Below are 12,444 nucleotides of genomic sequence, written 5' to 3' on the forward strand. Positions count from 1 at the left end.
GCACGCGTGAGCCGTTTTATCGTCGGTCTCGGTATGGAATGGAGAGATTTTATGACCCTTGCACAAAATCTTGGCGCCATTATCGCGCAGGAAAAAGGACTCGTATTTTCCAGTTTCGATGAAAATATCGCCTGGAAAATCGGATGTATGCTGCATGAGCGGGCCGTGACGGAAACTCTTCCCCTGGCGATTGACATACGTTTTTTCGACCGGCAGCTTTTCTTCGCGGCGACGCATGGCGTGGTCGCGGATAATCACGACTGGGTGCGACGCAAGGCGAGGACGGTGCAGCGCTTTCTTTGCAGTTCCTATCGCGTGGCGCACGAACTGGCCCTCGAAGAGACCAATATCGAGCAACGGTATTTTCTGTCTCCGGTGGAATACGCCGCATGCGGCGGCGGCTTCCCTATTACGATCAGGAACGTTGGTGTCATCGGCAGCGTCGTCGTTTCCGGTCTGCCGGATCGGCGGGATCATGAACTCGTCGTGGATGCGCTGTGTGACGCGCTGGGAAAGGCGCGGGCTGATTTCCTCCTGCCGACCTGATCGCCGATCACGGGATCTCCGCGGGTGAACTGTAAATTGAAGGACATGAGGGATATGGCGGGATCTGGTATCCGTGTCGGGCTGATCGGCTATGGTTTTGTCGGAAAAACCTTCCATGGACCGATGATTGCGGCGACGTCGGGCATGACGCTTGTGGCCGTGGCGTCGTCTCGTCCCCGGGAGGTCGGGCGGGATTATCCGGATGTGGAAGTGGTTCCGACGCCGGAGGATCTGATCGCCCGTGATGATCTGGATCTCGTCGTGATCGCCTCACCCAATGAGACTCACCGTCTCCTCGCGGAGGCGGCACTGCGGTCCGGAAAAAACGTCCTTGTCGACAAGCCTTTCATGCTGTCCCTGTCGGACGCACGATCTGTCGTCGAAACCGCGCGGCTCTGTGGAAAGAGTGTCTCCGTTTTCCAGAATCGCCGATGGGATAGTGATTTCCTGGGCGTGAAGTCAGTCATCGATTCAGGTCGGCTCGGGCGGATCGCTCATTTCGAGTCGCATATCGAGAAATTTGACCCTGTTCCCGGCCCGGGCTGGCGCGACGCTTTTGTGCCCGGCGCGGGTATGTGGTTTGATCTGGCGCCTCACATGGTGGATCAGGCGCTTCTGCTGTTCGGATTGCCAACAGCGGTCATGGCGGAGATTGCCGTCATTCGTCCGGAGAGTGAGGTCGATGACTGGTTCGAGGTCATCCTTCGATATCCGACCCACCGCGTCACGCTTCATGGCAGCATGGTCGTTGCGGGCGGGACATCCCGCTTCAGCGTGCATGGTGCCGCGGGATCGCTGATCAAACACGGCGCGGATCGTCAGGAGGATCGTCTCAAACAGGGATGCATTCCCGGTTCGCCAGGTTTCGGTGACGATGACGATGCCATGATGTTCCATAAAAGCGACGGAGAGACCGAAACTCTGCCGACGCCGCCGGGCGATCAGATGGCGTTTTACCGGGCCCTTGCGGCCGCCCTGCGTGGAGAAAAGCCCAATCCCGTCTCGACGAACCAGGCGCTGGGCGTCATGGCCGTGATTGAAACGGCGATCGAAGCCTCAAAACAGGGGCGCACCTTGCCTCTGCCCCTCAGCGCGGAAGAACGGGCTGGCTGGGCGCGTGCCGAAGAGGCGCTGACATAAAATTTTCATGGGCGCCCGACCCTGACGAATGTCTTTTTTGACGCATGTCAAGGTACGGAACGCCCATTCATGATCTAAGGAACTCTGGCTCCGGGCATGACCCGGATGGCCGGAGTACTCCTTAGGGGCGATCGCTGCCGCCCGCGCGTAGATAAGGAGTGTTTCGCGCTCGACACTCAATACGACGCGGGGATCAAACATGGCCTTGAAAATAGCGGCACTTAAGGAGACAGACGCGGGAGAGCGGCGCGTCGCGCTTGTTCCCGACGTGGCGGCCCGGATATCCAAGCTGGGTTGTGATCTGGCGATCGAAGCCGGCGCGGGCACGGCCTCGTCCTACGTCGACGCGGCTTACAAGGGCGTATCCGTCGAGGCGTCCCAGGCGGCCATGATCGCTTCGGCGGATATCGTGCTCTCGGTCAATCCCCCGTCGGTCGCTGCGATTTCGGCCATGAAGCCGGGGTCGATTCTCATTTCCCTCATCTACGGTCGCAATCATCCCGAGCTGGTCGAAGCGCTTCGCGACGGGAAGATATCATGCTTCGCGATGGAGCAGGTGCCTCGTATCAGTCGTGCGCAGGCGATGGACGTGCTGTCGAGCCAGGCCACTCTGGCCGGTTATTACGCCGTCCTGCTCGGCGCGACGCACATGCAGAAGATCCTTCCGATGATGACGACGGCGGTCGGCTCCCTGCGGGCGGCCCAGGTTCTGGTCATGGGTCTGGGCGTGGCCGGGCTTCAGGCGCTTGCCACCGCGCATCGTCTGGGCGCCGTGACCGAAGGTTATGACGTCCGCCCCGAGACAAAGGAGGAGGCGCATTCCCTTGGCGCCAAATTCGTCGATACGGGCGTGGACGCAACGGGTCAGGGCGGATATGCGCGCGAACTGACCGACGACGAAAAGGCCAAGGTGCGTGCGGTTCTGACCGATCATATCGCCAGGGCCGATCTCATCTTGACCACGGCGGCCGTTCCGGGACGCCGCGCGCCGCGCCTGATTGACGCGGACCAGATCGCGAAAATGAAACAGGGCGCGGTGATCGTCGACATGGCGGCTGAGGGTGGCGGCAACTGCGAAGGCACGAAGGCGGGTGAAACCGTCCAGGTCGGTCCTGCCGTGATCGTCGGCCCGGTCAATCTGCCATCCTGCCTCGCCGAGCAGGCGAGCGAGCTTTACGCCAAAAACGTTCTCAACCTGCTTCAGCAGATCGTCAAGGACGGCAAGCTTTCGCTCGACATGACCGATGAGGTCATTGCGAAAACGCTCGTGACGCATGACGGCAAGATCACCAATGACGGCGTGCGGCAGGCTGTCGAGGGGCCAGCGTCCCCTCCTGCCGCTTCCGCCACCGCGCCTGCGGCGAAAGGATAATCCGATGGCCATTACCTCAATGACCTTCGTCATCGCCCTCTACATCTTCATGCTTGCGGCCTTCACCGGCTACGTGGTTATCAGCCGCGTGCCGTCGATCCTGCATACACCGCTGATGTCCGGCTCCAATTTCATTCACGGCATCGTGGTCGTGGGCGCGCTTTCGGCGCTGTTCTCCGCGACCACGGTTCCCGAGCAGATCATCGGTTTCGTCGGCGTCCTGTTCGGGGCCGGTAACGTCATGGGCGGTTATGTCGTAACGGATCGCATGCTGGCCATGTTCAAGCCCAGCGCCGCGACCACGACCGCGAAAAATGCGGCGAACCAGAAGGCGGCGTCATGACTGTCATCGAATATATCATCGGCCTGAGCGGCCTTATCGCCTCGGCGCTGTTCATCTACGGTCTGAAGGGGATGTCGTCTCCGGTGACGGCCGTGCGCGGCATCGTCATCGCGGGCTGGGGCATGGCGTTCGTCGTGCTCGTCAGCTTCCTCGGGATCGTGAATGTTTCCGACGACGTGCGCGCCCATCTGCCGGTCAATATCGGTCTGGCCGTGCTCGCGCTGCTGATCGGCGGCCTCTGGGCGGGCCGTCAGGGACGCACCGTTCCGATGACGGCGATGCCGGAGATGGTCGCGCTCTTCAACGGCATGGGCGGTGGCTCGGCATCCGCCGTGGCCGCCGTCGCGCTGCTGCGTCATCAGGAGAGTTCGGCGTTACACCTCGGCGTGACGGTCGCGGGCGGCCTCATCGGCTGTATCTCGTTGACGGGTTCCGTCATTGCGTGGGCCAAGCTTGCCGGGCACATGAAAAACCCGATGCGTTTTCCCGGTCAGCGTCCTTTCAACGCCCTCGTTTTCGTGGCGACGCTGGCGCTTGGCGTGATGACCGTCGTAACGGGCATGCAGGGCGCGGAGAATGCCGGGATCTATTCCGGTCTCTTCTTCGCGGGCGCGCTGTTCTTCGGTGTGTGCATGACCATGCCCATCGGTGGCGCGGACATGCCGGTCGTGATCTCGCTCTATAACGCTTTCACGGGGCTCGCCGTCGGACTCGAAGGGTACGTCATGGCCGATCCGGCGCTGATGATCGCCGGTATGGTCGTGGGTTCGGCGGGCACACTTCTGACGGTGCTGATGGCCAAGGCCATGAACCGGTCGATCGCCAACGTTCTGTTCAGCAATTTCGGCGCGACTTCCGCCGCCGCCGCGGGGCCGCAGGGCGAAATGAAATCGGTCAACGCCGACGACGCCGCGACGACGATGCGCTACGCGTCCAGCGTCATCATCATTCCGGGTTATGGTCTGGCCGTCGCACAGGCGCAGCAGAAACTCTACGAGATGGTGAAGCTGCTGGTCGCGGCGGGCGTGGATGTGAAATTCGCGATCCATCCCGTCGCAGGTCGCATGCCGGGTCATATGAACGTCCTGCTCGCCGAAGCCGGTGTGCCGTATGACATGATCTTTGACATGGATGACATCAATGACAGCTTCAAGACGACTGATGTCGCTCTGGTCATTGGTGCCAACGACGTGGTCAACCCCTCCGCGCGCACGGACAAGTCATCGCCGATCTATGGCATGCCGATCCTGAACGCGGATCAGGCCAAACAGGTCTTCGTCATCAAGCGTGGACAGGGCACCGGTTATTCCGGCGTCCAGAACCCACTGTTTTTTCTGCCGAATACGACCATGGTCTTCGGCGATGCGCAGGCAGTCCTGAGCAAGATGGTCGAATCCCTGAAAGCTTTGGGCACCAGCTGATTCGCCGGTCTTTCGTGCCGGGCCGCGTGTCCGGTCACGAAGGCCGGATACGAGACTGAGAGTTCAGAGAAGAGGATAAAGACGATGTCGGGAAAAATGAAAGCGGCTGTCGTTCGCGAATTCGGCAAACCGCTCACGATTGAGGAACTCGATATTCCGACCATCGACCAGAATCATATTCTGGTGAAGATGGAAGCCTGCGGCGTCTGCCACACGGATCTCCACGCCGCACGCGGTGACTGGCCGAGCAAGCCGAATCCGCCCTTCATCCCGGGGCATGAAGGCATAGGGCGGGTGGTCCAGGTCGGCGGCAATGTCAAATGGGTCAAGGAAGGCGACCTCGTGGGCGTGCCCTGGCTTTATTCGGCCTGCGGTCACTGCGAGCATTGCCTCGGCGGCTGGGAAACGCTCTGTGAAAAACAGGACGATACCGGCTATACCGTCAATGGCTGCTTTGCAGAATATGTTGTCGCGGACCCGAACTACGTCGCTCATATCCCCGCCGGGGCCGATCCCATCGAGATCGCGCCGGTACTCTGCGCGGGTCTGACGGTCTACAAGGGTCTGAAAATGACCGAGGCCAAGGCAGGGAACTGGGTTGCCATTTCCGGCGTTGGGGGTCTTGGGCAGATGGCGGTGCAGTACGGCGTCGCCATGGGCCTCAATATCGTGGCCGTCGATATCGACGATGCAAAGCTGGCGACGGCGCGTAAACTCGGAGCAGCCTTGACGGTCAATGCCAAAGACACCGACCCTGCCGCTTTCGTGCAGAAGGAAGTGGGCGGGGCGCATGGGGCGCTGGTTACGGCCGTCTCGCGCACGGCCTTTTCGCAGGCGATGGGCTATACACGCCGCGGCGGCACGATCGTGCTCAATGGTCTGCCACCGGGAGAGTTTCCGATCTCGATTTTCGACATGGTGATGTCGGGGACGACCGTGCGGGGTTCGATCGTGGGGACGCGTCTCGATATGATCGAGGCGCTGTCCTTCTTCGCCGAAGGAAAAGTTCGCACGGTTGTGAAGACAGACAAACTTGAGAATATCAACGGCATCTTCGACGATCTACAGAATGGGCGGATCGATGGACGGATCGTGCTCGACTTCCGCAACTGAGACGGTTCCCGTTTTCTTCCTGTGCGGCTATTCCTTTGGATGCCCGCAAGCGACAACAAGGATCTGAGTTATGGCATACGCTACCACCAATCCGTTTACGAACGAGCAGATCAAGGTTTTTCCGAATTCGACGGATGCCGAGATCGATACGGCGCTCGACAAGGCGCACGCTGCTTTTCTGTCGTGGCGTGAGACCTCTTTCGCAGAGCGTGCGAAGGTCATGCAGAACGCGGCGGATATCCTGCGGCGTGACATGGATGCCTATTCGAAGCTTCTGACGCTGGAGATGGGCAAGGTTTTCGGCGAGGCAAAGGCCGAGACGGAGCTTTCAGCCGCGATCTTCGAGTATTACGCGAAGAACGCCGAAAAACTCCTCGTTCCGGAAGCGCTGCCGGTGGCGGATGCGGCGGAAGGCCGCGCCCAGATCATTCATCAGCCGCTTGGTATTCTCCTCGCGATCGAGCCCTGGAATTTCCCGTTCTATCAGGTTGCACGCATTATCGCGCCCCAGCTCTCCGCTGGTAACACGATCGTCCTGAAGCATGCTTCCAACGTTCCGCAATGCGCGGCCGCGATGGATAAGCTGATGGTGGAGGCCGGGCTGCCCGATGGGGCTTTCCGCAACCTCTTTCCTTCCCATGCTCAGGTGTCGCGTATCATCGCCGATCACCGCGTGCGCGGCGTGGCGCTCACCGGTTCGGAAGGGGCTGGTGCGAAGGTGGCGTCTGAAGCCGGGCAGGGCCTGAAGAAGTGCACGATGGAACTCGGCGGCGCTGATGCCTTCATCGTTCTGGAAGACGCTGATCTCGAAAAGACCGTCAAGTGGGCTGTGTTCGGTCGTCATTGGAACGCCGGGCAGGTCTGCGTGTCGTCCAAGCGCATGATCGTCGTAGACTCGATCTACGACGAATTTCTGAGCCGCTATCGGGAAGGTGTGACCAAGTTGAAGATGGGCGATCCGATGGACCCGTCGACGACATTGGCACCCCTGTCCTCGCAAGGTGCTGTCGACTCGCTGCGTGAGCAGGTCGAGGGCGCCGTAAAGGCTGGTGCGAAGTCTGAAGAAATTCCGCTCGACATGCCGAACGCCGGAGCATTCTTCCGCCCGGTCATTCTGACCGAAGTGGATCAGGCCAATCCTGCGATGCGCGAAGAGTTCTTCGGTCCGGTATCGATGCTTTTCCGTGCCAAAGATGAAGATGAGGCAGTTCGTATCGCGAATGACTCGCCGTATGGTCTGGGTGGTTCGGTCTTTACGAAGGATGAAGCCCGCGGCGAACGGGTCGCGAAGCGCATTGAAACGGGCATGGTCTTCGTCAATCATCCGACGATGGTCAAGGCGGATCTGCCCTTTGGCGGCGTGCTGCGTTCTGGCTACGGACGTGAACTCGTCGGTCTGGGTATCAAAGAGTTTGTGAATCACAAGCTCATCGATGTTGTCGATATCGACGCGCCGTTCTGAAAATAAAGACCGTCTGAAGGTCTGAGGCGTGGGACGGTGCTTCGTCCCACGCCGGGAAGAACTTGAAATTTTTTCCGCTTGAAACCCTGAATGCGGCTTCGTGTTCTTGATTTCATGGCGGAATACCCCTCTCGCGGGAACCCTCTTTGAAAGGGGCGGTAAGTAGTAGTGTTTTTTTGACTTGATTAAATCTCGCTATTCTATTCTTTGGTTAAAAAATTGCATGTTTCGACCAACTGGAAGTTCCGACTGGTCCCGCAGTGGGAGGTCGCCGACGTTCCGATACCGCGCCCGATATCTGGCTCGATGCCCTGTCGGTCAAAAAGCCAAAGATGCCTTTATCGAGCGGATCAGTGCTGCCGCATGACAGTCCTGGGTGCAAGAATTTCAATCAACGGTTCGTCGATCCCTTAGGTTCTGAAAGCAGTCCTTTACGGTCCAAACGAGGTGCAGCCGCGAATTCGATAAAATCCTTCAGATAATGAATCTCGTCGTCGGTTTCCCGATGACCAAGAAATATCTGTTTCGCAATGCCCTTTTTCCCGAGTTTTACAGGATAAAGCTCGAAGCGAGCCGCATACTCCTCTACGAGCCAGCGCGGAAGTGCCGCAACGCCTCTTCCATGCGTCACCATCACCAGCATGATGTCCGTCGTCTCGATCTGTTTTTGCTGCCGTGGCCCAATACCGGCCGGCTGCAGGAATTGCGTATAAATATCAAGCCGATCGGATGGAACTGGATAGGTAATCAGCGTTTCGTCGGCAAGCTGCTCCGGCAAGACGAACTTCGCATTCCGCAGAGGATGACCGGGGCCAACGGCCAGAACGAGTTCGTAATCGAAGACCGGTGTGAATTTCAGACCGGGTTTATAAAGTGGATCCGGTGTGACTACGATATCAATTTCATTACTGAACAATGCACCGATCCCGCCAAACTGGAACTTCTGCCTTACATCCACATCGACCTTCGGCCATCTTTCGAGATACGGTGAGACCACCTTCAGGAGCCACTGATAGCAGGGATGGCACTCCATTCCGATGCGCAATGTGCCACGCTCACCATTCGCGAATTGTTCAAGACGATTCTCCGCGAGTTCAAACTGTGGCAGCAGTCGGTTTGCCAGCGACAGCAGCCATTCGCCGGCTTGGGTAAGCACGAGGGAGCGTCCTTCCCGCCTCCATATCTTGACGCCAAGTTGCTGCTCGATCTTGCGGATAGCGTGACTGAGCGCTGGCTGGGTCAGGTTCAGACGTATTCCAGCGGCCGTCAGCGAGCCTTCTCGCGCGACTTCCCGAATGATCGTCAGGTGACTGCGCTCCAGAATGGCCATGTTTTGTCCGATGTATGCACGAAATTCATACTAATGAAAAAATATATCACTTCAGTTTATTTTTATAAACTCTTATCGTGATAGATCAATGACTCACTTGGATCTCCCGCGACGGTCGTCGCTCATAGTCCAGACCTTCCTCGCCCTGCGTTCAGACGCTCAACGAAGTTTCCGACGGACCCACTCAGGAAAAGAGCCGGATTCTGGTGCTTTTTGCGACGAACATGACGGACGTGCTGATCTGGGCAGCGCTCTGGCCTATTCAGGCAGGCACAAAAGCGGTCGCTCACTATTTAACCCGGGACTGATGTTTAAAACTCTGGTGATCCAGATGCTGAATAATCTGTTCAGTGGATGGACGGAGGATCCGATCAACGATAACCTTTCCTTTATACGCCGCTTTCTGTTCCTGACGCGCACAAGCGTCCCCACGTAGCAAGCCAGAACACCATGTTTTCCGCTCTGGTCTCCATACAGACCAACTATCATCGCAAAGAACCGTCAACCTCGCCTCGTTGAGAGCCAAAAAATCAGGTTATATTCGCTTCAGTCAAGAGTTTTCGTATAAAATAAATAAAACCGCTTATTGTTTTAAATATAAGATGGGAATCCTGATAATGGAGGGATGGTAATTTCTAATGTTTGTGAACTGCAAAAAATCTCAATTCGATAAATTAATGGGTCTCGAGCCTCATGACGCTTCTTCCGCCGGAGATGTTGTATCGTCGTGGTGCAGCGTCCGGGGGAAAGCGGTAGGATTCAATGCGGCCAATACCAGGCCGACAAGAGCTGTGAGAGCGGCAGCAGGACAAAGAACCGCAAATCCAAGGGTGCTCAGCAGATGGCCACCGATCGCTGATCCGAACAGGATACCGAAATTGCTACTGCTGTTGATGGCGGCGCCCGCCACATCCGCGCTGGTCGCCCGTGCGCGAATGGCGCCAGACATGACAAAAGGAATGATGGCGGCATAGCCCATGCACCACAGTCCGACCGCTGCGACGGTTTCCCAACCAGCAAGCAGACGGCCGTAAACCAGCCCGATCCCGGAGAGCATGGCAAAGCCGCCGCCGAACAGCCCCGCCGCGGGCCAGCGATCCACGACCAGTCCCGCGCCCCACAGCCCGCAGACACTGACGGCGCCTGTGATCAGCAGGGCGACGCTCAGAGCACGTTCAGGCAGACCATGCGCGAGCAGGAGCGGTGAAACATAAGTATAGAGAAGGTTGTGGGCGAAGAAAAAGACGGCATTGATCATGACGACGACGGCAAAGATCCGCACGGCCTGTCGCGACTGAAGCGACGGCAGACGCAGGGTTCGCGTCATGGGCGCTTCGATGCGGGGTAGGCAGAATGCGATGAAGACGGTGAGCAGGGCCGACAGGATGGCCATGACGTAGAGGGCCGGTCGCCAGCCTACGAAGTGACCGATAGCTGCCGCTCCCGGAACACCGAGGACGGAACCCAGAGACGTTCCGCCATATACGAAGGAAATCGCGCGGCCGGTCATCTGCTTGGGTACCAGATACGCGGCATAGGCTGATGCGATGGACATCAGGACAGCATGGGAGACGCCTCCGAGTGCGCGCCCCAGACAGAGAATAAAAAAGGTCGGGGCCACGGCTGAAACGAGATTGGAGACAACGTAGCCGCCCAGGCAGAGAAGCATCAGGAGCTTGCGATCTACTCTGGCTGTCGCGATGGTGAGCGGTACCGCGCCCAGAGCCACCAGCAGCGCATAGGCGCTTACGGCGAGGCCCGCGTGACCTTCCGTGATCCGAAAACCCTGGGCCATGTCGATCAGAATGCCGACAGGTGCCACCTCGGTCGTGACGGCTATGAAGGTCGAGGCGAACAGGGCCCACAGTCCGAGAATCGCCTGGGTGGAAAGTGATTTGAACAAGATGAGGTTCCCGACGGAGACAGGGGTCTGAGCGTTTGTGTCTATTGACACGTTTGCCCGGACGACAGGAAGCAGAAGATGACCTCGCTGCCACCTGGCGACGTCTCTGCGAAGAGACGGGCATGGCAGTTCACGCCTGAACCGTCACGACCGGTAAGAGCGGCAGTGTCAGTGCTTCCGCACGGACCCCCGAGCGATGACCGTCGTGCATCATTCCGGCAACGTCTGCTTCCGTGTGTTATCCGGCTCATGGAAGAGCTTGGAGTGCCTTACGGAAGCCGCTCTCAAAGACATGTTCCAAAGACAATGTTGCCGCAGATCGTCTTCGGAACACTCACCTATACGGCACGTCACTGATCATGATCGACGAATAGGTGATGGTTGATGAAAATGGGGCGATCATCGCATGGATACCGGACGTCCATGGCCTCAGGCATCCAGGATGGGAGAAAAACTGCGGATTGTCGGGATTCCGTGGACTGGCTGCTTTATGCGGAAGGGACGGCGACGTCTGGAAAAGTCGGTCAATAGGGTGGTGGGAAAGTTTGACGAACGGGCCAGCCGCTTCGCTTCACGGTTCTTTTTCGAACTCTCGACGTCTTTGACCACAGAGTTATAAACTGCACCAACCCATGAATGATATTTATATTTTTATGAAATAAAATCATTTTTATTCACTGTGCCGTTTGGGCATAAAGCAGACATGACGATGGCCATCATTTCAGAAAGATAGAATTAAAAACCATGTATTCATGTAAAATATAAAATAAAATTCTGACTTTCTGTGAGATAAAGGACGAAAGACCATAATGATCCAGGATTCAACCTTCAGTATCCATCGACTTCGCTTCGATGAGAACTATCATCCGTCGGACAGGACGCGGCTTACGACCAATTTCGCCAATCTGGCGAGAGGTGAGAGTCGCCAGCAAAACCTGCGTAACGTTCTGTTGATGATTGAAAATCGTTTCAATGATTTGGCGTCCTGGGATAATCCCAGGGGAGATCGCTATTCGATCGAACTCGAAATCGTTTCCGTCGAGATGGACCTTGCTTTTGCCGATAAGAACGGCAGCTTTCCGCTGATTGAAATCCTTTATAGTACGATTGTCGATAAAAAAGCCGGTATACGCATGAAAGGTCTCGCAGGGAACAGTTTTTCTTCATATGTCCGAGACTACGATTTCAGCGTGTTATTGCCGGAATACAATAAAGACAAGGCAGAATTCACTGTTCCTCTTAATTACGGAGATCTGCATGGAAATCTCTTTAAGGCGGTTGTAAATTCAGCGGCATATAAGAGGGATTTCAGGAAGCCACCTGTCATATGTCTCAGTATTTCAACCAATCGAACCTATCACCGGACAGAAAACCGGCATCCTATCCTGGGTGTCGAGTATCAACAGCATGACTTTTCTCTGACGGATCAGTATTTTAATAAAATGGGCATGAAAGTTCGTTATTTCATGCCTGCCAATAGTATGGCGCCACTGGCATTTTATTTTTCCGGTGATCTGCTGTCTGATTACTCTTTTCTTGAACTTATCAGCACCATCAGCGTGATGGAGTCTTTTCAGAAAGTTTATCGTCCTGAAATCTACAATGCCAATGCTGCGGCTGCCGAGTGCTGTCAACCCAGTCTGAAACATCAGGATTATTCAAACACCCGAATAATCTACGACCGTGAAGAGCGGAGCCAACTGGCGACCGCACAGGGAATATATACGGAAGAGAATTTCATCAAGCCGTATCACGATATTCTTGAACGGTGGTCTGCCCGTTACGCCGCCTGATCGATTAGAAGCATAAGGTCA

The 12,444-nt window shown here is 56.9% G+C and carries 11 protein-coding genes; 8 read left to right on the top strand and 3 right to left on the bottom strand.

Annotated elements, in window-relative coordinates; translation table 11 throughout:
- Nucleotides 1–51: 51 nt before the first annotated feature.
- From PWM43_RS10085 to PWM43_RS10115, 7 genes are all read left to right on the top strand, one after another.
- Complete coding sequence (locus PWM43_RS10085; protein ID WP_289842378.1) at nt 52–546, top strand: heme-degrading domain-containing protein; 495 nt, start codon at nt 52–54, stop codon at nt 544–546.
- A gap of 54 nt (nt 547–600) precedes the next feature.
- Complete coding sequence (locus PWM43_RS10090) at nt 601–1,686, top strand: oxidoreductase (protein ID WP_289842379.1); 1,086 nt, start codon at nt 601–603, stop codon at nt 1,684–1,686.
- Between the two features lie 199 nt (nt 1,687–1,885).
- Nucleotides 1,886–3,058, top strand: coding sequence for an NAD(P) transhydrogenase subunit alpha (locus tag PWM43_RS10095; protein WP_289842380.1), 1,173 nt, complete (start codon nt 1,886–1,888; stop codon nt 3,056–3,058).
- A 4-nt stretch (nt 3,059–3,062) separates the two neighbouring features.
- A complete protein-coding gene (locus PWM43_RS10100; RefSeq protein ID WP_289842381.1) occupies nt 3,063–3,401 on the top strand; it encodes an NAD(P) transhydrogenase subunit alpha in 339 nt (112 codons plus the stop codon).
- Nucleotides 3,398–4,822, top strand: a complete 1,425-nt coding sequence (locus tag PWM43_RS10105; RefSeq protein ID WP_289842382.1) for an NAD(P)(+) transhydrogenase (Re/Si-specific) subunit beta — start codon at nt 3,398–3,400, stop codon at nt 4,820–4,822. Before PWM43_RS10100 ends, PWM43_RS10105 begins: the two co-directional genes overlap by 4 nt.
- A gap of 84 nt (nt 4,823–4,906) precedes the next feature.
- Entirely contained in the window at nt 4,907–5,935 is a 1,029-nt protein-coding gene (adhP, locus tag PWM43_RS10110; protein WP_289842383.1) for an alcohol dehydrogenase AdhP, read from the top strand.
- 70 nt (nt 5,936–6,005) lie between these two features.
- On the top strand, nt 6,006–7,397 hold the full coding sequence (locus tag PWM43_RS10115; RefSeq protein ID WP_289842384.1) for an NAD-dependent succinate-semialdehyde dehydrogenase: 1,392 nt from the start codon (nt 6,006–6,008) through the stop codon (nt 7,395–7,397).
- A 391-nt stretch (nt 7,398–7,788) separates the two neighbouring features.
- On the opposite strand, the gene PWM43_RS10120 is transcribed toward PWM43_RS10115, so the two are convergent.
- From PWM43_RS10120 to PWM43_RS15430, 3 genes are all read right to left on the bottom strand, one after another.
- On the bottom strand, nt 7,789–8,727 hold the full coding sequence (locus PWM43_RS10120; protein WP_289842385.1) for a LysR family transcriptional regulator: 939 nt from the start codon (nt 8,725–8,727) through the stop codon (nt 7,789–7,791).
- 691 nt (nt 8,728–9,418) lie between these two features.
- Entirely contained in the window at nt 9,419–10,633 is a 1,215-nt protein-coding gene (locus tag PWM43_RS10130) for an MFS transporter (protein WP_289842465.1), read from the bottom strand.
- A 426-nt stretch (nt 10,634–11,059) separates the two neighbouring features.
- A complete protein-coding gene (locus PWM43_RS15430) occupies nt 11,060–11,239 on the bottom strand; it encodes a DUF723 domain-containing protein (protein WP_394356062.1) in 180 nt (59 codons plus the stop codon).
- Between the two features lie 200 nt (nt 11,240–11,439).
- Between PWM43_RS15430 and PWM43_RS10135 the strand changes: the two genes are divergently transcribed.
- Nucleotides 11,440–12,423, top strand: a complete 984-nt coding sequence (locus PWM43_RS10135; protein WP_289842386.1) for a DUF1852 domain-containing protein — start codon at nt 11,440–11,442, stop codon at nt 12,421–12,423.
- Nucleotides 12,424–12,444 lie beyond the last annotated feature (21 nt).

It is taken from the genome of Brytella acorum, assembly GCF_029309905.1.
Taxonomy (GTDB): domain Bacteria; phylum Pseudomonadota; class Alphaproteobacteria; order Acetobacterales; family Acetobacteraceae; genus Brytella; species Brytella acorum.

What these genes read in the sequence shown, in the direction of transcription:
- PWM43_RS10085 (WP_289842378.1), top strand. Translation starts at nt 52, where the DNA reads ATGACCCTTGCACAAAATCTTGGCGCCATTATCGCGCAGGAAAAAGGA.
- PWM43_RS10090 (WP_289842379.1), top strand. Translation starts at nt 601, where the DNA reads ATGGCGGGATCTGGTATCCGTGTCGGGCTGATCGGCTATGGTTTTGTC.
- PWM43_RS10095 (WP_289842380.1), top strand. Translation starts at nt 1,886, where the DNA reads ATGGCCTTGAAAATAGCGGCACTTAAGGAGACAGACGCGGGAGAGCGG.
- PWM43_RS10100 (WP_289842381.1), top strand. Translation starts at nt 3,063, where the DNA reads ATGGCCATTACCTCAATGACCTTCGTCATCGCCCTCTACATCTTCATG.
- PWM43_RS10105 (WP_289842382.1), top strand. Translation starts at nt 3,398, where the DNA reads ATGACTGTCATCGAATATATCATCGGCCTGAGCGGCCTTATCGCCTCG.
- adhP (WP_289842383.1), top strand. Translation starts at nt 4,907, where the DNA reads ATGTCGGGAAAAATGAAAGCGGCTGTCGTTCGCGAATTCGGCAAACCG.
- PWM43_RS10115 (WP_289842384.1), top strand. Translation starts at nt 6,006, where the DNA reads ATGGCATACGCTACCACCAATCCGTTTACGAACGAGCAGATCAAGGTT.
- PWM43_RS10120 (WP_289842385.1), bottom strand. Translation starts at nt 8,727, where the DNA reads ATGGCCATTCTGGAGCGCAGTCACCTGACGATCATTCGGGAAGTCGCG.
- PWM43_RS10135 (WP_289842386.1), top strand. Translation starts at nt 11,440, where the DNA reads ATGATCCAGGATTCAACCTTCAGTATCCATCGACTTCGCTTCGATGAG.